At 61.5% G+C, this 21025-nt stretch carries 17 protein-coding genes; 8 read left to right on the top strand and 9 right to left on the bottom strand.

The window, feature by feature from the left end; genetic code table 11:
- Positions 1-21 precede the first annotated feature (21 nt).
- The 3 genes from ACIOTL_RS16725 to ACIOTL_RS16715 are packed head-to-tail and all read right to left on the bottom strand — an operon-like array spanning position 22 to position 3520.
- Positions 22-1782 (bottom strand): amino acid ABC transporter ATP-binding/permease protein, encoded by a 1761-nt coding sequence (locus ACIOTL_RS16725; protein ID WP_400343811.1) that lies wholly within the window; start codon positions 1780-1782, stop codon positions 22-24.
- On the bottom strand, positions 1782-2579 hold the full coding sequence (locus ACIOTL_RS16720) for an ATP-binding cassette domain-containing protein (protein ID WP_400343809.1): 798 nt from the start codon (positions 2577-2579) through the stop codon (positions 1782-1784). The genes ACIOTL_RS16725 and ACIOTL_RS16720 overlap by 1 nt, the downstream gene beginning before the upstream one ends.
- Positions 2537-3520 (bottom strand): ABC transporter transmembrane domain-containing protein, encoded by a 984-nt coding sequence (locus ACIOTL_RS16715; RefSeq protein WP_400343807.1) that lies wholly within the window; start codon positions 3518-3520, stop codon positions 2537-2539. The genes ACIOTL_RS16720 and ACIOTL_RS16715 overlap by 43 nt, the downstream gene beginning before the upstream one ends.
- Positions 3521-3638: 118 nt before the next feature.
- Here ACIOTL_RS16715 and ACIOTL_RS16710 point away from each other — a divergent pair, with 118 nt between their 5' ends.
- Together ACIOTL_RS16710 and ACIOTL_RS16705 are read left to right on the top strand one after the other, a co-directional pair.
- Positions 3639-4625 (top strand): acyl-CoA thioesterase, encoded by a 987-nt coding sequence (locus ACIOTL_RS16710; protein ID WP_400343805.1) that lies wholly within the window; start codon positions 3639-3641, stop codon positions 4623-4625.
- Positions 4622-5248 (top strand): phosphoribosylanthranilate isomerase, encoded by a 627-nt coding sequence (locus ACIOTL_RS16705; RefSeq protein ID WP_400343803.1) that lies wholly within the window; start codon positions 4622-4624, stop codon positions 5246-5248. Before ACIOTL_RS16710 ends, ACIOTL_RS16705 begins: the two co-directional genes overlap by 4 nt.
- Positions 5249-5299: 51 nt before the next feature.
- Here ACIOTL_RS16705 and ACIOTL_RS16700 read toward each other — a convergent pair whose 3' ends face one another.
- Positions 5300-5851 carry an acyl-CoA thioesterase gene (locus ACIOTL_RS16700; protein ID WP_359192574.1) on the bottom strand — a complete coding sequence of 184 codons (552 nt, stop codon included), beginning with the start codon at positions 5849-5851 and terminating at the stop codon, positions 5300-5302.
- 200 nt (positions 5852-6051) lie between these two features.
- On the opposite strand from ACIOTL_RS16700, the gene ACIOTL_RS16695 reads away from it, so the two are divergent.
- From ACIOTL_RS16695 to ACIOTL_RS16680, 4 genes are all read left to right on the top strand, one after another.
- Positions 6052-7371 (top strand): sensor histidine kinase, encoded by a 1320-nt coding sequence (locus ACIOTL_RS16695; protein WP_400343800.1) that lies wholly within the window; start codon positions 6052-6054, stop codon positions 7369-7371.
- Positions 7368-8033 (top strand): response regulator transcription factor, encoded by a 666-nt coding sequence (locus ACIOTL_RS16690; protein WP_105658871.1) that lies wholly within the window; start codon positions 7368-7370, stop codon positions 8031-8033. The genes ACIOTL_RS16695 and ACIOTL_RS16690 overlap by 4 nt, the downstream gene beginning before the upstream one ends.
- Before the next feature lie 79 nt (positions 8034-8112).
- The gene (locus ACIOTL_RS16685) at positions 8113-8994 is read left to right on the top strand and encodes an ABC transporter ATP-binding protein (protein WP_400343797.1); all 882 of its coding nucleotides are present in this window, start codon (positions 8113-8115) and stop codon (positions 8992-8994) included.
- Positions 8991-10163: an ABC transporter permease gene (locus ACIOTL_RS16680; protein ID WP_359192582.1), complete on the top strand. Its 1173-nt coding sequence runs from the start codon at positions 8991-8993 to the stop codon at positions 10161-10163. The genes ACIOTL_RS16685 and ACIOTL_RS16680 overlap by 4 nt, the downstream gene beginning before the upstream one ends.
- 60 nt (positions 10164-10223) lie before the next feature.
- Here the strand turns inward: ACIOTL_RS16680 and ACIOTL_RS16675 are convergent, their stop codons facing one another.
- From ACIOTL_RS16675 to ACIOTL_RS16660, 4 genes are all read right to left on the bottom strand, one after another.
- A complete protein-coding gene (locus tag ACIOTL_RS16675; RefSeq protein WP_359192585.1) occupies positions 10224-11696 on the bottom strand; it encodes an amidase in 1473 nt (490 codons plus the stop codon).
- Positions 11693-12976: a M20 family metallo-hydrolase gene (locus ACIOTL_RS16670; RefSeq protein WP_400343793.1), complete on the bottom strand. Its 1284-nt coding sequence runs from the start codon at positions 12974-12976 to the stop codon at positions 11693-11695. The genes ACIOTL_RS16675 and ACIOTL_RS16670 overlap by 4 nt, the downstream gene beginning before the upstream one ends.
- A gap of 37 nt (positions 12977-13013) precedes the next feature.
- The gene (locus ACIOTL_RS16665) at positions 13014-14360 is read right to left on the bottom strand and encodes an MFS transporter (protein ID WP_359192590.1); all 1347 of its coding nucleotides are present in this window, start codon (positions 14358-14360) and stop codon (positions 13014-13016) included.
- Between the two features lie 162 nt (positions 14361-14522).
- Positions 14523-15431 carry a LysR family transcriptional regulator gene (locus tag ACIOTL_RS16660; protein ID WP_400343791.1) on the bottom strand — a complete coding sequence of 303 codons (909 nt, stop codon included), beginning with the start codon at positions 15429-15431 and terminating at the stop codon, positions 14523-14525.
- 94 nt (positions 15432-15525) lie between these two features.
- Between ACIOTL_RS16660 and ACIOTL_RS16655 the strand changes: the two genes are divergently transcribed.
- Positions 15526-16125, top strand: a complete 600-nt coding sequence (locus ACIOTL_RS16655) for a hypothetical protein (RefSeq protein ID WP_332727621.1) — start codon at positions 15526-15528, stop codon at positions 16123-16125.
- A gap of 73 nt (positions 16126-16198) precedes the next feature.
- Here ACIOTL_RS16655 and ACIOTL_RS16650 read toward each other — a convergent pair whose 3' ends face one another.
- Complete coding sequence (locus tag ACIOTL_RS16650; protein ID WP_400343788.1) at positions 16199-19717, bottom strand: proline dehydrogenase family protein; 3519 nt, start codon at positions 19715-19717, stop codon at positions 16199-16201.
- A 233-nt stretch (positions 19718-19950) separates the two neighbouring features.
- Between ACIOTL_RS16650 and ACIOTL_RS16645 the strand changes: the two genes are divergently transcribed.
- Positions 19951-20913 carry a LysR family transcriptional regulator gene (locus ACIOTL_RS16645; protein ID WP_400343785.1) on the top strand — a complete coding sequence of 321 codons (963 nt, stop codon included), beginning with the start codon at positions 19951-19953 and terminating at the stop codon, positions 20911-20913.
- The last annotated feature ends 112 nt before the right edge of the window (positions 20914-21025 follow it).

Below are 21025 nucleotides of genomic sequence, written 5' to 3'. Positions count from 1 at the left end.
ATCCATTGGGCGGGGCGTGGATCAGCTTGGCAAAATCCGGTCCGCTTCGCGCACGGCCATGCGGGAGAACAAGGATTGCCCATCGGCCAATAGCGCTGGCGCCGCATCGCGTTCCAGCACCACTCCTTCATGGAGCACCAGCACGTTCTGCGCCCGGGCCAGGATCGATAGCCGGTGGCTGATCATCAGCACCGCCATCCCTTCACCGCGGCGGCGTTCCACTGCTTCCAGGACCAGCTGTTCGCTGCGTGCATCCAGGGCGCTAGTGGATTCATCGAGGATCAATACCGCGGGGTTGCGAAGCAGCGCCCGGGCCAGGGCCACGCGTTGGCGCTGGCCACCGGAAAGCCGGGCAAAGCGATCCCCCAACCGGGTCTGCAATCCGGCCTTCTGCTGGCGCAGCCAGGAACCCATGCCCAGTTCATCGAGGACCTGCTCCATCTCGGCGTCGCTGATCCCTTCCGCACCCAGCAAGAGGTTCTCGCGCAGCGTTCCACGGATCATCACCGCCTCTTGTGAGACCAGGATGATCCGGGTGCGCAGCTGCGCCAAGCTTGCGGCCTCCAGCGGCACATCGCCGAAGCTGGCGGTGCCGGCAGCTTCCACCGAGCGCACCAGGGCTGCCGCGACCGACGATTTGCCGGAGCCGCTTTCGCCCACCAGTGCGAGCAGGGAGCCTGGTTCCAGTTCGAAATCCACGCCGCGAACTACCCGATGGCCCTCGAAGTCAACCGACAGATCCGCCACGCGCAAGGTGCCGGAAGCAGGAAGGGGAACCGGGTTGGCGGGTTCGGAAACCGGATGGCTGGTTATCGCGGTGGCGTACAGCCGGCGAGCGCTGGCCAGCGAATCCTGCAGGCCCAGGATGAACCCGTCTACCGCGCGCACCGCTTCATAGGAAGGGACCAGGGCACAGCACAGCACGATCAGCGTGCCGAACTGCCCGGCGGTTCCCAGCAGGACAAAGAGCGCGAGCAGGCTGCCCCAGACCACCAGCTGTGTCAGCGTGGCCCGTACCGCGCCCAGGGTTCCGGCCGATCGCGCCGCTTGCCGGCTTTCGTGCAGGCTTTCGCGCATCCGCGCCATGACGGGTTTGCCGGCATTGAATCCGTGAATCACGTCGATGCCGGCAAGCGTGTCGGCCAGCAGCTGGTTCTGGGTGCCGCGAGCACTGGCGGTGGCCCGCGCGGTACGGCGCAGGGCGCCGACGCCAATGGCCGGGATGGCCAGCCCGATCAGCACATAGCCGGCGAGCAGCACGAGGGCCGGTTGCATGCCGAATACCGCCCAGGTTCCCCAGGTTGCCAGGCCGCTGACTGCCACTGCCGCCACGGCCGGGGGCAGGGTGTGGGCGAAGAACACTTCGACCTTGTCGATGTCGCTGGTGGCCTTGGCGAGCATGCCGCCGGAATTCTTGCTGTCCGCGGCGAAGGGCGCTTGGCGTTCAAATGCCTGGTACATGCGGTTGCGCAGCCGCGCCAGGGACAGGAAGGCCACCCGGTGCCCTACATACTGCTCCAGGTAGCGCACCGCTCCCTTGACCAGCCCCAGCAGGATGACCACAGCGATCAGCGGTCCCCAGCCAAGGACCATAGGCAGCTGCTCACCGCCCAGGTGCAGGGCCTTGGCCAGGCCGAACCCGGCCACGGCGTAGATACCCAGCGAAGCCAGGCGAGTGGCGCAGGCCAGCACGCAGGCCAGCAGCAGCGGCGGGAGCAGGTCCTTGGTGCTGCCAATCAGCCAGGCGACGGTTTTGATAGTGGAGATTTTCTGCGTGCGCATTAGTTCCCCTCCCCCAGCTGGCTCCGGCCACTGGCATGCAGCGCATCAGCGCGTTGGCGGAATCCGTCCATGGCTTCCTTGAGATAGCCGTCGGCGGCCAGCAGCTCGTCACGGCGTCCGGCCTGGATGAGCTGTCCGTGGTCCATGACCAGAACATAGTCGTAGTCGGCCAGCAACCCCAGCCGGTGGGTGACGGTGATGACCGTGGTGCTGCGGTCCAAGGAGCGCAGGGTTCCCAGCACGTCCGCCTCGGTCTGGACGTCCAAGGCGCTGGTGGGCTCATCGAGCAGCAGCACGGGACGCTGCGCCAGCAGGGCGCGGGCCAGCGACAGGCGCTGGGCCTGGCCGCCAGAAAGCCGTGCCCCTGACTCGCCCAGGCGTTGCGCCAATCCCCCGGGTTGCGCCTCGAACCACGCTCCCATGCCGACCTGGCGCAGCGCCAGGAGCAGTTCGCCGTCGGCAGCCCGGGGCGCACCGAGCAGGAGGTTTTCGCGCAGGCTCATGCCGAAGAGCGTGGCGTGCTGTTCCACTACGGCGGTATTGGCCTTCAAGGTTGCCGGGCCCATGGCTTGCCGGGCATCGCGGATGGTGCCGGAGGAAGCTTCGAGCTGGCCCTGGAGCACGCGCAGCAGCGTCGTCTTGCCGCTGCCCGAGGGGCCGATGATGGCAGTACGCGAACCGGCCGGGAAATGCCAGGAAATTTTGTCCAGCGCGTGGTGCCCGCTGTCGTAGCTGGCGCTGACTTCTTCCAGGATCAGATCACGGTGGCGCAGGTCCACGGGCAGCGGATTGGCCATGGAACGGTGCATGGGATGTCGGCGACTTCGGCCAGTTTCTTCTCGGCGGCCTTGCCGGTCATCCCGATGTAGAAGAAGCTGCCGACGTAGTTGACCGGGGCGAGCATCAGGAAGCTCAGGATCACCAGTGACAGGGCAGAACCCGGGGTGATGGCCCCGGAGCTGGCGCGCCACCAGGCCAGCAGGGCGGCACTGGCGAGCAGCAGCACGGCGAAGCTGGAATCGATGACCAGCAAGATCAACTGGTTGCGGGCCAGCAGTTTCATCACTTGCTGGCGTACGCGTTCGGTGGCCTGCTCGATGCGCGATCCCATCCACCGGCTGCCGCCGTTGAGCTTGAGCATGCCCAGCGAGCGCAGTGCGTCCAGGAAGGTCGCCGAGAGGATGCCCTGGGCTCGGCGGTACCCTCCGTTCGAGGAGCCGAAGCGCCGCTGGAAGCCCAGGACGATGACCGGGACCAGCGCGGTGGGAACCAGCAGTACCAGTGCGCTGAGCGGGTCGATGGCAAAGGCGATGAAGCACAGGATCAATACCGGGGTGGCTACCGCGGAGATTGCCGGCCCGATGAAGCTGGAACGGTATTTCACGGACCGCTCCACCGAGTCCATCGCCGCATGCAGCAGCTCCCCATCGCCGGAGGCGCGCACCGCCAGCGGGCCGATGGACAGATAGTGCTTGAGCAGCTTCATGCGGTGGTACTCGGTCAGGTCGAGGCTGTTGCGCGAGATCACGACCGGGATCAAGAAGGTGGCAACCGCCATGATCAGCAGTTCGCCGAAGGCGCTGGCATACCATTGGGTGCCCAGCGGGCGATGGGCCATGAGTTCATCCAGGCCTTGGCCCACGACGATCACCAAGCCGGCGGTTCCGGCCGCGGCACTGAGGCTCAGTGCCACCACGATGGCTGTTGCAGCCGAAAATATTCCAAAGACCCTACGCACCCTCCTATCCTAGGGCAGAGCACACCGGCAGTTCCGCGCCGTGGGGCTTGCCGGCCAGGCTGGGCCGTGAAGCGTCATACATTGCCCGTGATGCGCGTTGTGCGCGAAACTGGAGTGCATGAGCACCCCGGAGCTGAAACAACGTCCGCATTCTGTCACCTTGCGATTCCTCGCGGCACCAACCGACGTCGATGTCACCGGGATTGTTCCTGCGGGCACCGTTCTGGAGTGGGTCGACAAGGCCGCCTACGCCGCGGCGGTGGGATGGTCCTCCAGCTATTGCGTCACCGCCTATGTAGGAAATATCCACTTCGAAGACCCGATCCACTCCGGGGATCTGGTGGAAGTGACCGCTTCAGTGGTGTACACCGGAACCAGCTCCATGCACATCCATACCGAGGTGTCCTTCAGCGATCCGCGCGAATTGCGGCCGGTGAAGTCCAGCAGCTGCCTGGTGATCTTCGTAGCCGTCGGCGAGAATGGGAAGCCGACCCCGGTTCCGGCGTTCACCCCGGGTACGGCCCGGGAAATCGCCATGCGCGAGAATGCGCTGGCGCGCATTGAGATCCGCGAGCAGATCGTCGCGTCCATGAACGATCAGGTATACACCGATGAGGGAACCGCCGAACGCGTGACGCTGCGCTTCCTGGCGGCGCCCACCGATGTGAACTGGGGCGGCAAGGTCCACGGCGGCATCGTGATGAAGTGGATTGACGATGCCGCTGAGCTGTGCGCGGCCCGCTACTGCCAGCAGGAAACCGTTGCAGTGTTCTCCGGCGGCGTGCGTTTCTACCGCCCGCTGCTGATCGGCCACCTGGTGGAGGTGGAGGCGCGCCTGGTCTACACCGGGAACAAGGGAATGCACGTTGCGGTGCATGTGCGCTCTGGCGATCCGAAGACCCGGGAAATGCAGTTGACGACCTACTGCCTGACCGTGATGGTGACCCGCGATGAAACCGGCACCGCTGTTCCGGTCAAGCCCTGGGTGCCCGTCACCGGGGAGGACAAGCGGCTGTGGAATCACGCCCGCGACTTGTTGGCCATCCGCGCCAACGCGCCTGGCGGTTACACCCCGATCCATATGGCCAAGGAGAACGCGAAGTGAGTGCAGCAAAGCCCTTCGTCAAAGTGTGCGGCTTGTCCACGGCCCAGGACGTGCAAGCCGCTGCGGCCCATGGTGCTGATGCCATCGGGTTCGTGCTCACGCCCAGTGCCCGGGAAATTTCCGCGCAGCGCGCCGCCGCATTGGTGAAGGCGGTTCCCGCAGGCATTGCCACCGTGGCGGTATTCCGCGGCGAAGAGATCCAGACGGTGCTTCAGCTTGCGGCGCAAGCCGGCGTGAGTTGGGTGCAGCTGCACGGGCAGCGCACGGCAACGGATGTGAGCACCGCCCATGAGGCCGGGTTCAAGGTCATCCGCGCGGTGCGGCGCGATGACCCGGAGGAGCAGTTTGCCGATTGGGGCGAAGATCTGCTGCTCATTGACGCCTCGGTCCCCGGCAGCGGCGAAAGCTGGGATTATGCGGCAGTGAAGGATCTGGCCGCTGGTCGGCGCTGGCTGGTGGCCGGCGGACTGTCCCCGCAGAATGTCGCTGATGCCTTGGCTGCGTCCAGCGCTTTCGGCGCCGATGTCTCCTCCGGCGTCGAATCATCGCGCGGAGTCAAGGATCCCGAACTGATCGCCATGTTCATTGATGCGGCCAAGGCTTCGCCGAATCCCGCACATTGAGTCCCCCCCCCCCCCGGCACGGTCCAGCAGGAATTGCGCGAGTGAATTGATTCAGCGGATCCAATTGTGCGGGGCCGGCTTGCGGGTGCTGGGCAGCGCTCCGTCCTGGCGCCACTGGTGCAGCCACTCGGGCAGCACCATGTCTGCTGGCAGTTCCAAGCCGACTGCTGCCAGGATTTCCTCGTTGGAAACCGCACCCTTTGTCGAGGTCATCCGGGTGGCGACATAGGCGCGAGCGTAGATTTCGCCCTTCACGACGATGCGCTGCTCGAAGAAGATGCACTTATCGTCCATGCCGATCAGCCGGGTTTCCTGGGAGAACTTGGTTCCCAGGCGCACCGACTTGCGGAAGGTGATGGTCTCGGTCTGCACGACCGGAACCCATTTATTCCTGGACATGATGTCCCAGACACCGGAACGGAACATCAAGTCGAAGCGTCCGAGATCGAAGATCGAGAAGTACATGCCGTTGTTGATGTGGCCGGCAAAGTCGATATCGGTCAGCGTGGCACGCATGCCCACTGAGCTGGTGTCGAACATGGACAGCTTGGAAGCCTTCTTGCTGTTCAGGTAAACCATGAGGATTCGGAAAATCATGTGCATACCATCACATTACTGCCTAGTAACCTTTCTGCCTAGCGCATTTCCTCCCGGGTCAACGCCAGGGATAAGCCTCCAGGCTCATGCCCGGAAAACCGCAGACCGGTAAAGTCGTTTCCAATGCCTGGCCAACGAGATGATCAAGGAACACCATGTACCGACTCCCCGAGCTAGTACACCGGAGGCTCCCGACGCTGCCTCCGGTGGATTGGGAACGTCCGTCTCCGGATAAGAAGAGCTTGCGCCGCGACATTATCGTCGCTTCGGGCTTCCTCCTGCTGGCGCTGGCCATGCACGAACTGCTGCTCTCCCTGACCGAGCAAGAGAACGCGCCCGATCCTCTTCTCGCCTATCTCGTGCTTGTGTCCCTGATCGTGCCGCTGATGTTCCGCCGGCGCTGGCCCATAACCATGATGCTCATCGGTTCGGCTGCGTTCGTGGGCGCCGGAAGCGAAAATACCTACCAAGTCGGCATGGAGCTCTGCGCGCAGCTGGCCTATTTCATCGGCATCTACACCGCGGTCACGTGGTCGAAGAACCGCCGGGGACTGTGGATAGCGATGAGCGTGGTGCTGCTGTTCATGGCTACCTGGGTGATCGTCACCTTCTTCACCTCCGACTTGCTCACGGCCACCGGAACTTCCATGGTCGAGGATCCAGCAGGCGTGCTGCCGACGTCAACGGCGTTCATCTTCTACAACCTGCTGATGAACCTGCTGTACTTCGGCGGCGCGATCTTCCTGGGCATGGTCAGCTGGACCAATGCCTACGCCAGCCAAATAGTGGAAACCCAGGCCCAGCGCATTGCCGACCAGTCCCAGCAGCTGGCAGACCGTGCGGTCAACGAGGAACGGCTGCGCATCGCCCGCGAGCTGCACGATGTCATTGCCCACCACATTGCCTCGGTGGGAATCCAGGCGTCGGCCGCCCGCATGGTGCATGAGCGCGATCCCCAGCAGTCCATCGAACTGATGCGCGGCATCGAGTCCTCGGCACGCAGTGCAGTCAGCGAAACGCGGGCACTGCTGGGCGTATTGCGCGAACACGGTGGACCGGAGGATTCGCCGAGCTCCGCGGAGGGGGCACGGAACCCCGAACCCTCCATGGCGCAGCTCGATGAGCTGATCGCAGCCAATGAACGCCAGGGACTGAGCATCCAGATCTCCCGCGATGAACACCAGCCCGGCTTCATTTCCACCCTGCCGGCAGGCCTGTCGCTCGCGCTCTACCGCATCAGCGGCGAAGCCTTGGCCAATGTCCGTGCGCATTCCACGGCCCGCACAGCTACCTTGTCGCTGCGTTCGGGAACCGATGCCGATGGCGCATGGATAGAAGTCGAGGTCACCGACAGCGGCCGTCCACGGCCGGATTCCGCCGGTGGCGGCTACGGCCTGCGTGGCATTCGCGAACGCGCCAAGCTGCATCACGGGCTGGTGGAAATCGGCCCGCGCATTCCGCACGGCTGGCGTACCCGGGCCCGTTTGCGCGTGGTTTCCGACGCGGCAACTAGACTGGCAACATGAGCAAAATTACCGTGGTGATCTGCGATGACCAGTCGTTGATCCTCTCGTCGCTGAAACTGATCTTGCAAACCGATCCGCAGATCCAGGTCATTGGCACGGCAGGCAACGGCCAAGCGGGCCTGGAAATGGTTCGCGAGCTGAACCCCACGGTGGCGCTGATGGATATCCAAATGCCGCAGATGGACGGCATCGAAGCCACGAAGCTCATCGCCAGCACCACCCAGACCAAGGTCATTGTGCTGACCACCTTCAACCGCGACGACTACCTCTTCGAGGCCATGGATGCCGGGGCCAGCGGGTTCCTGCTGAAGAATGCAGAGCCTGAAATGCTGGTGGCCGCCGTGCACCAGGTGGCCGCCGGCCACGGGCTGCTCTCCCCCGAAGTCACGCTCAAGCTCATCCAGCGTGGCACCGGCGCGGTCCCTGCCGCGGATTCGGCAGCGGCAACTACCGAGGCCCAGCAGCTGGAAAAACTCACCGAACGCGAACGCCAGGTACTCTGCGAACTGGCCCAGGGCAAGAACAACCAGGAAATCGCCGCAGTGCTCTCCCTGTCGGAAGCCACGGTGAAAACCCACCTGTCGAACCTGTTGGCGAAGCTGCACCTGCGCGACCGGGTGCAGGGCGTGCTATTCGCCCACCGCGCCGGACTCATCCAATAGTTTCATTCTCCAGACGGAGCGCAAATGCTGCTTCGTTTCCTAAGCTGATGAGTAGAAACAATACTTGGCAGAGGAAAACATGCTTGAGCTAAACCATGTGTCACGGTCATTTGCACAGAATTTGGTGCTCGATGACATCAGCTTCACCGTACCTGGCGGCGCGCTCACCGGATTCGTCGGTGCCAACGGTGCCGGCAAGACCACCACCATGCGCATCATCATGGGATTGCTCAGCGCCGATTCCGGTTCTGTTTCGCTTAACGGCCAACCGCTCAATGGAGCCACCCGCCCCAACTTCGGCTACATGCCCGAGGAACGCGGCCTGTATCCCAAGCAGCCGGTCATTGACCAGCTGGTCTACCTCGGACAGCTCCATGGCCTGTCCCGCTCCGGAGCACGCAAACGGGCCATGGAACTGCTGGCCCGTTTCGGATTGGCTGACCGCGCCAAGTCGAAACTCGAATCCCTGTCCCTGGGCAACCAGCAACGCGTTCAAGTCACCGCAGCACTGCTGCACGAACCCGACGTGCTCATCCTCGACGAACCTTTCAGCGGACTTGACCCGATCGCGGTGGACGCAATGAGCTCCATCCTGCGCGACTATGCAGCGCGTGGCGTACCGGTGCTCTTCTCTTCGCATCAGCTGGATCTGCTCGATGTGCTGGTGGACCATCTGGTGATCATCCAGGACGGCAGGATCCTGGCCAATTCATCGGCAGCCGGGCTCCGTGCGACGCAGGCATCCCGGCACCGGTTGTCCCTGGGCTCCGACACGGGCTGGCTGCGCAATGAACCGGGGGTCATCGTTATCGATATTTCAGGCCATGACGCATTGGTGAATTTCGATTCCGAAGCCGATGCCCAACGCGTGCTCGCCACCGCCATGAGCCGCGGGCCCGTCGCAGAGTTCGCGGTCCATCGCCCTTCGCTGGCCGACATCTACCGGGAGATCATCAAGTGAACACCACCACGGCTCCATGGCTCATTGTCGCCTTGCGCGAAGTCGAAACCAAGCTGCGCGACAAAGCTTTCATCATCAGCACCATCGTGACCTTGCTATTCATCATCGGATCGGTCGCCGTTACCGGATTCCTCGCCAATCGCACGTCGAATTTCGCCGTGGCTGCCACCGACGATGCCAGTTTCCGGGTGCTGGAGCAGGTGATCCAGGATCGCCCCGAAGACGTGGAATTGAGCATTTCCAGGCTCGCCCCTGAACAAGCCGAGCAGCAGCTATCCGCTGAGCGGCTGAACGCGACCTTGTCCGGTTCGGCCGATGCGCAGGAATTCACGCTGACCGGTTTCAACGCGGTCGACCAAGAGCTCAGTTCCCTGGTCCGCGAGGCAATGAAAACCGTGAAGACCGATCAGCTGCTGGCCGAGGCCGGACTGGAATCAGCTGGCCTGCCCGATAACGAGGACCTCATTCTCGATCAGCTCCATGGCGATTCCGAACGGGCCGCGATGGCCAGTGCCATGGCGCTGGTCTTCTCGTTCCTCTTCTACATGGCCGCATTCCTCTTCGGCATGCCCATCGCCAACTCGGTCATCGAGGAGAAGCAGAACCGCGTGGTCGAGATCCTGGCCAGCACCATCCGGCTGCGCCAGCTGCTGGCAGGAAAAATCATCGGGAATGTCGTTCTCGCAATGATCCAGCTCCTGGCCTTCCTCAGCATTGGCTTGCTGGCTGCCTACATTTCCCCGATCCAGATCCCGTTCCTCGGAGTTGTCACCCAGGTGGCCGGGTGGTTCGTGGTGTTCTTCTTCGGCGGTTTCCTGCTTCTGGCCGGGATCTGGGCAGCGTTGGGCTCCTTGGCTACCCGTACCGAGGATCTGCAGCAATCCAGCGGGCCCGTGGTGGGCCTCCTGATGGCGGTGCTGTTTATCGGGTTGTATGCCAAGGGCAGCTTCCTGGTGGTCGCTTCGTACATTCCTATCGTCTCCTCGGCGGCGATGCCTAGCCGCCTGCTCTCCGGCGAGGTCGCTTTCTGGGAGCCGATTCTTTCGCTGGCAATTCTCCTGGCTGCCTGCTGGCTCGTGCTGCTGTTTGCCGAGAAGATCTACGGCAGGGCAGTGATGCACACCGGTGGCGCGTTGACCTTGCGCAAGGCACTGAAGCTCGAGGTCTGAGCCTGCAAGAATAGGCGGGGTCCAGTCCATTCTGGACTGGTCCCCGCATATTCCCTGATGTTAACCGGTCGGTGTTCCTGCCAGTGCTGGGTATGGATTACCACTGGTAAACTGGATGACTCGTTCCATAGCGAGCGCAGCCTGGAATACGGTCCTTTCATCCCATGGCTGACCGACAATCTGCAGTCCAATCGGAACGTTGGCCTCACCCACACCGCACGGAAGATTCATCACCGGTCGATGATTGGCGATGTTGAAAGGACTGGTCATATGGCCCTCCCAATAGTGCTTAAGCTTCCGTCCTGCCACGCTGATCCCGTCCAGGTAGTCTCCGTCGGCCTGCAGCCAATCGACTGCGTTCGTCGGGCAAAGCAAGACATCCACGCCTGACATAGCCGTGTTCAATTGCTGATTGAACAGTGCGTCCAAGCGAAGGGAATCGACCAATGACACTGATTCCGCCTGAGCCAGCGCATCGGCAATGAATTGATCGGTATAAGCAGCTCTCGGATTTTTAGAGTTCCCGATGATCTGGGTCATCGCCGGGGCAAGAATTTGTCCGAAATGGGCGAAGCTTGTTTCCCTGACCTGGTCTGTTGTCCAGGGCAGGTCGACTTCCACAATATTCGCGCCCAGATCCCGCAGCCGCTGGATCGTCGAGGCGAACGCTGCGGCAACCATTTGGCTTACGGGGTAATTGCCCAGCTCCAGGGAGACCCCGATCTTCAAGTCGGCGAGAGACGCTTCTTCAAATTCTTGGCTGGGATTTGTCGATCCCCAAGAGTTCGAATCAGCCGGGTGCGTACCGCTGATGATTGATGACATAAGCAGAACATCCGCGACGGTTCGTCCCATCGGCCCATCGCCGCGGTAACGATCAGCGGCCAATTCCCCAGCCCCGGGGATCCTTCCGTATGGGGCCTTGTACCCAACGGTTCCGGTGAAGGCAGCCGGAATTCGAGTTGATCCTGCAATGTCCGAGGCGGTAGCCAACGTGGTAAATCCGGCTGCCAACGCTGCACCCGATCCCCCGGAGGATCCGCCCGGTGACATTTGGGGGTTCCAAGGGTTGCGGGTAACTCCCCAGATAGGAGAGTGCGTTACAGTGGCGCAGCTGAACTCAGGACTCGTCGCTCGGCCGTGGATAATGGCTCCGGCAGTTCGGAGCCGTTCGATGATCGGATGGTCGACCTCGGCAACAGACTGTTTCTGCGAGAGCAGTCCCATCGAAAGGCTGTGCCCGGCTAGCCCGTGTTTTTCCTTCGCGACGACACTGATGCCTAACAATGCCGGCAACTGTTGCACTTCATTTGCGCGACGGGCTTTGGCGTACGCCTCCGTGTTTCTGGCAGCTTCAGCATATGCGTCGGTTTCCATCGTCTCGGTCAGCGCGTTGATTCTTTCGACCCCACGGTCCCTGTCGGCATTGATCAATTCAAACTGGGCTTCAAGGACCTCTGCAGGAGAGATTTCTCCACTGCGGAAAGCTGATAACTGCTCTGTTGCGCTGAGGAAAGCTAGATCATCCATCATGCGGAAATCCCATGGATTGCTTTGCTCTCGTTGCCAGCCAACGCTGCATTCTCATCTAGGGCGCCAAAGATCATTTCCCAGCCAATCTCAGTGAGGACTTCCAACCCGTGGATCATGTCCTCGTCAGTAGAGAATTCTCGTTCGCAATGGCTGACGCCGTCGATTGAGGGAATGAAGAGCATGACCGTCGGCACCATTCGGTTCATCGCTACCGAGTCATGCCCAGCCATCGTGCGTATACGACGAACGCTCTTGCCCAGATTGGCGGTTATTTTCTCGATTAATTCAAGGCCAGACTCCGGATAGTACTGAATCTCGCGCACGTCGAAATCATTGACGTTGATCCGAATGTCGTGTTCACGGGCAATCTCCGCAATTTGCCCAATTAGAATTTGTCGCGCTCGCAATACGTCCGTTTTCATCTCGGCGCGAAGGTCAGCAACCAAGTGCACCCGACGAGCTACGACAATCGGAGAATTCGGTTCCAACGTCATTTGCCCGACCGACGACACGATGCTGCCCTCAGCAAAGTGTCCCACGACGTCGTGGACTTTCAGTATCACCTTGCTCGCAGCGACAAGTGCGTCATGACGATCGGCCATGGCCGTTGCACCGGTATGGGATTGTTCCCCAAGCACTTCGACGTCCAGCTTCTGCGTGTGCCAGGAAAAATCGACAGCTCCGATGTTGATCGACTCTCGTTCCAGGATGCGTCCCTGTTCGATGTGGATCTCCGCGTAGCCTGCCACTTCAGGACGTTGATCGTGGCCGAGGTATCCAATAGATTCCAGGGCTTCTGCGACGCTGATCCCCGCCAAATCCCGGGTTTGCAGCATCTGTTGTTCGTCCATGGAGCCCTCGAACACAGAAGAGCCCATGATGGACGGGGCGAACCGGCCGCCTTCTTCATTGAACCAATTGGCTACCCCTATGTTGAAGGCCGGCTGCTGTAATTCCGCTTTCAACCTTGACTCAATGGCTTTGGCAGCATGCAGGCCTGCGAGGACACCGTAGGCACCATCGAAGCGTCCACCCAGTGGTTGCGAATCCATATGCGATCCCAGCAGTATGTAGGGGGCCCCTGGCGTAAGTTCGATCAATGCAAACATGTTGCCGATAGTGTCGACGCGAAGTTCCCAGCCGTGGTTCCTGGTGAATCGCGCGAACCAATCTCGACTGAGTTTGTCCTCGGGTGTGGCTGCTTGCCGGTCGACACCGTTTTTATCCGTTGCGCCGAATTCGGCAACGTGGTGGAAGTCAACGAGAAATTCGTTGTGCATGGTGAATTCCTTTCTGTGAAGTTAGAGTACGGCGCTTTTACTGGCCGGTGGCTGGCGAAGACTTGGCATATAGCGGATGGGTTTCCGGCACTGGGGTGAAGACCAGCAGACACAGCACGATAAGTGCGGCTGTGGCCATGTACACGCCTGGGATCATCGCAATACCGGTGCCCGAGACCAGCCACGTCCCGACGAATGGAGCAGTGCCGCCAAAGATTGCGTAGGCAACGTTGTAGCTGATGGCTGAGGAAGTGTACCGAGTTCTGGTGGTGAATATTTCCACGAAGAAGGTGTAGCAACCGCCGCCATAAATACACATGGGAACCACGAAGAGCAGTTGCCCTATGATTGCCAAGGCGAGTGAACCGCTGGTTACCAGCATGAAGCATGGAATGCTGAGTATCATCAGCGCTGCGGAACCTGCGATGAGCATCGGCTTGCGTCCGAAGCGGTCGCTGAACCGTCCGCCAATAGGAAGCAGGATCGCGTAGCTGGCCATGGCTACGGCATTTGCCACTAGCGACATTTCCAGGCTCAGGTTTCCGGTTACCTGGACATAGGAAACGAAGTATCCGGAGAGGAAGTAGAACCCCATGGCTGTCAGCGCCATGACGAAGATGACCTGAAGCATCCGGAGCTTGTTCTCTGCGAACGTCTGGCGCAAAGGGCTGTACTCCTTGTGCTCGTTTTTCTTGAGCACCTGCTGGAATGCTTCCGACTCTTCGGTCTTGGAGCGAATCCAAAGGCCGAAGAGTGCGAGCGGGAGGGCGAGCAGGAATGGTATACGCCAGCCATAGGATGCAAAATCTTCGGAGTCCATCGTCGTGGACAGCACCAGGATCAGGGTTCCACCTATCACCGACGGCAATGCTGTAGCTGCCAGAGTGATGTTCAGCCAGAAGCCTCGTCTATCAATTGGCGCATGTTCGAAGACGAAGGCAGGTGCACCGACAGATTCGCCGCCGGCCGAGAATCCCTGGACGAGTCGGCACAACACCAGAAGTGCTGGAGCCAGAGCTCCAATTTGCGCGAAGGTCGGCAACAGTCCGATAGCGAATGTTGCCAGTCCGATAGTCATCAAGGTGATGAACAAGACCTTACGGCGACCGAGTTTGTCTCCCAGCACGCCGAAGAACATTCCGCCAAGCGGCCGGACGAAGAAGGCGACACCGAACGTCGCGAACGTCGCGAGCAGGCCTGCCAGCGGGCTGTCTGATGGGAAGAAGAGTGCGGACAGCGTGACTGCCGATAACCCGTAGAGCGTGAAGTCGTAGAATTCGATGAACTGTCCGATGCTGCCACCGGCCAGCACGCGACGCTTCTGTTTCATGTCGGATTTCGTCGTCGACGGCACCGCGCCGGCATCAATGCTATTCAGGGTCACGAGTCTGCCTTCTTTCGGGCTAAGCTCCGCCGAATTCTCAGGAAGCTGCTGTGGAAGGAGCGGACGAGCAGTCCGGCCTCTTAGTACTCAACGATCTGTGATCCACGTCATGTCGTCCAACGCAAAAGTTTTATTGGCGTGATCGCTAAAAGCGATCAGAAGTTACCCGTCGTTCAGGATCTCGCCCGCAAGGTCTGCGAACGCCCGTGCTTTCCGCGTCATCTGCATCTCCTTCGGATAGGCGACCACAATTGAAATGGGAATGACCGGATCACTGATTTGCAGGGGCACTACGGCTTTGCCGGTGTAGGTCAGGTCATGCGACAAACGCCGGTTCAGAACCGAATATCCCAACCCCATGGCCACGTAGGAACGGACGGTCTCGTATCCTGAAACCCAATGGGCCACATTGGGTTGGAGTCCCAACGAGGAGAAGAGCTTGAGAAAGTACTCTCTTGAATGTTCTTGATCGAGCAGAACTAGCGGCTCGTCAACGAGGTCCTCTAGCGATACAGTTCCGTTGCCTTGCGCCAGCGGATGTTCTTGGGCCACGATGACGTGCGCACCTAACCGGTCTACCTGCTCCATCGAGAATTCTGCTCCGACGCCGAGGTCATACATGAGCGCTATTTCGCATTCGCCCTTGCGCAAGGCATCTAGAACTTGTTGTTGCTCGCCTTCGATAAATTGCAATTCGATACCGGGGAATGCGGATTTGAATGCTGCGAACAACCTCGGTGCAACGAAGGGTGCCAACGGCGCGAAAATTCCGACGCGCAGTCTTCCGCTAAGTTCATGGCTCGCTCCGCTCAATGACGAGTGCAAGATCTCCGCATTTTCCAAAAGGTTCCGGGCACCTGCCACAAGTCGCTTCCCGTCCTCGGACAGGTTCAACGCACGGTTTGGTAACCGCAGGAACAGCTGCACGCCTAAATCGCGTTCCAAATGGTTGATCGCGGCAGACAATGTCGATTGCGAGACATTCAAGGACGCTGCTGCGGCACGCATGTTTTCGAACCGCGCAACTTCAATGAAATACCGCAACTGGATCAGAGTGAATGAACGCGCCATGCAAGTCATCCTAGCCCTGTATTGGCCTACTAATCGGTACTCCATTAGGGTGAAACCAAGTCGATGCACAGCCAGCTTCATTAGACTTGGCTAAGTGAGCGAAGAAAAACCACTGTTGCATCTGCCGGCCCGCCTGATCATTGTTTGGCTGGTGCTGATCGCCGGCATCACCGGATCCACGCTGCTGTCCACCGCCGACTATGTCACCGGCGGCAGCCTGCTCTCCCTGATCGCGTTATGGGTGATCAGGCTCGTGGCCATCGGCAGCTTCTGGTTGCTCGAAGCGCGCAAGGACACCAAGGTCTTCGCGATGCTGCTGGTCCTGCTGTCGCTGGTCCTGGACATCTTGCTGAAGCTGCCGGTACTGGACACCGTGGAATATGGCGATTGGTTCCTGGTCTCCGCGCTGGATCTGCAAGGAATGTACACCGGCTACTTCACCGTCTGGGGCCTGCTCCTGCCGGTGCTTTCGCTAGTTGGCTGGTTCGTCCTGCGTCCCCGCAAGCTCGCTGGCTGGATCGTCGGCCTGCTCTCCGCGGTGGGCCTGGGATTTGCGGCCCTGTCCGTGGCTGGTTCGGCCAGCGGATCCGTACTCGCCTTTACCCTGGTGACCTTGGCGCGCTACATTCTTCCGGCGATCCTCTCCGCCACCGCGGATCTTCTGGTCGCCAAGTACAAGGTACGCAAGAAGTAAAGAGCATCCGGCATAAAGCAGTGGCCAGCATCCAAATAAATGGATGCTGGCCACTGCTTTATGCGCTTGCCTGCTAGATCAGCGAATCACTGAGGTGATTCGGGGTGCCGAAGCGGTGAGCGGTGATGGATACGGCCTGCTCATGCAGGAACGGAAGCATCTCCACCCGTCCGGCAGCGGTCACCGGCGATGCGTAGATGGCCACATCCGGCTTGCCGTTGGCTGCCTCGGCGACAGCCTTCATCGAGCCGCCGATCAGGCGGATGCGGGCAGCGGACTCCGGACCGGTCTTCGCAGCCAGCTTCGCAGCACGGGCGGCGAATGCCGCAGCGTCTTCGCGCACCACGGTGACCGAGTTCTCGGCCAACAGGTTGCGCACGCCCAAGGGCAGCTGCACGTCAGCGGAGAAGATCACGCGGGAACCTGCGGTGACGCCGGCGGCAATGACGCGCAGCGCCTCGGCCAGTCCGTGGCCGCTGGTGGCTTCTTCGAAGCGCACGGTCACGTCAACCGCGCGGTAGCGGAAGATGTTGCGCTCGGCGACCAGCCCCGAGCGGTCCTTGGCCTGGTTGAACTCGTTGTTCCACCACAGCTTGTCGCTGGCCAGTGCCGAGCCCAGCCACTGCGCCTGCTCCGAATCCAGTTCTGAGGTGTTCAGCAGGCGCTGGTCGAATGCCGAGAGCGCTGCGCCCTGCGTGGCGGGGGCGTCCACCCAGGAGCCCATGCCGACCAGGTAGTTCGGGCCGCCGGCCTTGGTGCCTGCGCCGATGGCCGACTTCTTCCAGCCGCCAAACGGCTGGCGCTGCACGATGGCACCGGTGATGCCGCGGTTGGCGTAGATGTTGCCCGCCTGGATGTTCTCCAGCCAGTAGCCCATCTCCGCCGAATCCAGCGAATGCAGGCCCGAGGTCAGGCCGTAGTCCACCTCGTTGACGATCTCCACCGCTTCTTCCAGGGTCTTGGCGGTCATCACGCCGAGAATCGGGCCGAAGTATTCGGTCTTGTGGTACTCGCTGCCGCGGGCCACATCGTAGCGCACGCCCGGCGAGTAGAGCTTGCCCGAGTCATCGAGCTGCTTCGGCTCAATGGCCCAACGCTCGCCGGCGCCCAGGGTGGTCAGGCCCCGCTTGAGCTTTTCGCCCGGCTCGCCGATCAATGGACCCATCTGGGATTCGGGGTTCCACGGGTAGCCGACCTTCAGCGACTTCACCGCATCGATCAGCTGGTTGTTGAAACGGCGGGATTCAGCCACCGAGCCCACCAGCACCACCAGCGAAGCTGCCGAGCACTTCTGTCCGGCGTGGCCGAAGGCCGACTGCACGACGTCGCGCGCAGCCAGATCCAGGTCGGCGTTCGGGGTGACGATGATGGCATTCTTGCCGGAGGTCTCAGCCAGCAGCGGCAGGTCCTTGCGGAAGGAGCGGAACAGTTCCGCGGTCTCGTAGCCGCCGGTGAGGATCAGGCGGTCCACGCGCTCATCGGAGACCAGCTGCTGGCCCAGGGAGCGATCGCCCACGAAGACCAGCTGCAGCACGTCCTTGGGCACGCCGGCATCCCACAGGCACTGCACCATGACGGCGCCCACGCGGGCGGCCTGGCTGGCAGGCTTGATGATCACCGAGGAACCGGCGGCCAGCGCCGAGAGGGTGGAACCGGCCGGAATCGCCATCGGGAAGTTCCATGGCGGGGTGACCACGGTCAGCTTCGACGGGACGAACTTCGCGCCATCCACGGTATCCAGTTCACGGCCCAGTTCCGCGTAGTAGTGCGCGAAGTCGATGGCCTCGGAAATTTCCACATCGCCCTGGTCAATGGTCTTGCCGCATTCGGAGCCCAGGACCTCGAGCAAGGTGGCGCGGCGCTCCTCGAAGAGCAGGCCGGCACGGTGCAGGATCTGCGCGCGCTGGGCCGAGCCCAGCTGCTGCCAGCCGGCGGCGGCATCCACGCCCATGGCGATGGACTCGTCGAGTTCGCCGGCGCTGTTCAGGGTGTTGTTCTTGACCAGTTCCTTGCCCAGCGGCGATTCCTGCATCTTGGCCAGGATCTCGCGTCCCCAGGCACGGTTCTGGTTCAGGTCCGGGTCGGTATCCGGGGTGTTGAAGAATTCGGTGGAGCCATCGGCGAAACCGGCCACGCGGGTGCTCAGCGCCGGATCCTGGACCTGGCGGTTCTGCACGCGGTGCGGGGCAGGGACCACATAGGACATGGCTTCCAGGGAAGCGAGGAAGCGGTTCTTCTCGCGTTCGAACAAGGCCTCGTTCTTGGCCAGCTCGAAGACTGCGGACATGAAGTTTTCCTGGCTGGCGCCCTCTTCGAGGCGGCGGATCAGGTAGGCGATGGCCACGTCGAATTCCTGCGGGTGCACCACCGGGGTGTAGAGCAGCAGCGAGCCGACGTCCTTGCGCACCGCTTCGGCCTGGCCGGTAGCCATGCCCAGCAGCATTTCGAATTCGATGCCGTCGGTGGCATTGCGCGACTTGGCCAGCAGCCAAGCCAGTGCAACGTCAAAGAGGTTGTGCCCGGCGATGCCGATGCGGATGTTCTTCACGTGTTCGGGGCGCAGCGCGTATTCCAGCACGGACTTGTAGCTGGTGTCAGAGTCCTGCTTGGTGTGCCAGGTGGCCAGCGGCCAGCCGTGGATGTCGGCTTCCATGGTTTCCATTGGCAGGTTGGCGCCCTTGACCACGCGGACCTTTATGGGTGCGCCGCCTTCGGCCACGCGGGCCGCGGAGAATTCCTGGAGCTGGATCATTGCACCTAGGGCATCTGGCAGGTAGGCCTGCAGCACGATGCCGGCGGGCAGGTCCTTGAATTCCGGCTTGGAAAGGATCTTGGTGAAGACCGCGATGGTCAGCTCCAGGTCCTTGTACTCTTCCATGTCCAGGTTGATGAATTTCTTCTTCGGGCTGTTGGCAGCCAGCTCGTACAGCGGCTGCAGCTTTTCCACGATGTGCTCCACGGCTTCGTCGAACGCCCAGTGGTTGTGCGGGGCGACGGTGGAGGAGACCTTGATCGACACGTAGTCCACGTCGTTGCGTTCCAGCAGCTTGGTGGTGCCATCCAGGCGGCGGGCTGCTTCGCCTTCGCCGAGGATGGCCTCGCCGAGCAGGTTGACGTTCAGGTCTACGCCCTCGCGCTTGATCTTGGAGATCGCGCCGCCGAGCTTGGCATCCGAGGCGTCAATGATCAGGTGGCCTACCATCTCGCGCAAGACCTTGCGGGCGATGGGAACTACTACCTGCGGCACGACTGGGGCCATGGCGCCGCCTACTGCGACGGCCTTGCGCATGTACCAGGGCAGGAAGCTTGGCACCATGGGAGCCAGCTGCTTGAGGTTGGCTGCCGCGACCTTCAGGTCTTCGGGGCGGATCACGCCATCGACGAAGCCTACGGTGAAGTCCAGGCCCTTGGGGTCCTTGAGCACACCGGCCAGGCGGGCAGCGGCAGCATCTACAGGGTATTCGGAAGCTTCGGTGAGCCAGCGGCGCACCAGCTTGATGACGTCGTCAGCGAGTTCGGCCGGCGAGGTGAGCGGGTTGCCGTCGGCATCTAGTGCGGCTGGCACTACGTGCTGGGTGGAGGTGAAAGACACTGGTGGTCCCTTCGATGCAATTCGTACTTGTGGTTCGGCACCGAACGCTGATGTCGTTATGGCTAATCCGGCGGCCTGCTGCTGCCAGTGGGCCGATAAGAAAAGCTGTGTGCAAGATCGAGTATGAACCTATATTGTCTTAAGCAAAAGTGAACAAAACCGAAGATGTTCGTTCGGTTTTGCCGAAGTGTCTGGACTCCGTGAGTCCCCATTAACTGAATGGCGGGAAATCCGTGCTTGAACTGAGAAGATTGCGCTTGCTTCGCGAATTGCATATCCGCGGAACCATTGCCGAGGTGGCCGATGCGCTGAGCTACTCCCCCTCCTCGGTATCGCAGCAGCTGAGCCAGCTGGAATCGGAAACCGGAGTGGAGCTGCTGCGGCGCACGGGACGCACCCTCAAGCTCACCCCGCAGGCCCAGATCCTGGTGGCCCACACCGAAGAGCTGCTCGATTCCATGGAACGTGCCGAAGCGGATCTGTCCGCGGCCATGTCCACGGTGTCCGGAACCGTCCGGCTAGCGGTTTTCCAGACGGCCATGCTCCGGCTCATGCCGCCGGTACTGCGCGAACTGCGCACCAGGCACCCCAATCTGCGGGTGGAAATGAGCCAGCAGGAACCAGCCGACGCGCTGAATGAAACCAGCAGCCGAAGTTTCGATTTGGTGGTCGCGGAGCAGTACTCGGGGCATTCCGCGCCGCACTACGACAACCTCGATCGGCGTGTTCTGACTCACGATCCGATCCGCCTGGCCTTGCCGGCACGAGGCGCGGCCGGAAATGCAGAATTCGACCGGGTGCACACCTTGGAGCATGCCAACTCCCTGCCCTGGGTGGTGGAACCCGCGGGTGCCGCCAGCCGGCACTGGGCCCTGCAGGCTTGCCGGCTTGCAGGGTTCGAGCCGGACCTGCGCTACGAAACCGCTGATTTGCAGGCTCACGTGCAGTTAGTCGCTTCGGGCAACGCCGTGGCGATGCTCCCAGAGCTGGTCCTGCGCGACCAGCGCAGCAGCCTGCGCACGGTGGATCTTCCCGGCTCTCCGGAGCGCACCATCTTCACCGCCATGCGGCATTCCTCCACCCAGTCCCCGGCCATCCGCGCGGTGCGCAAATCGCTGCACGCGCAGCCCGGAATGAGTGATGCAAGCAACTCCGCGATTTTGGCTACCCCTGCAGACTTCGATACGGTCGACTAGATAACAGAATGATCACAGACCAAATGGCACCCGGCGACAAACCGGAGAATTAGTGCCATAGTGGTGACTCGCACCACAGAAATCCGCGCCTATGGCGGCTGAGAAAAGCCCC

It is taken from the genome of Glutamicibacter sp. NPDC087673 (assembly GCF_044743255.1).
Taxonomy (GTDB): Bacteria; Actinomycetota; Actinomycetes; order Actinomycetales; family Micrococcaceae; genus Glutamicibacter.
The sequence above is the reverse complement of the archived record's forward strand: the minus strand, read 5'-3'. Positions and strand labels throughout refer to the sequence as shown.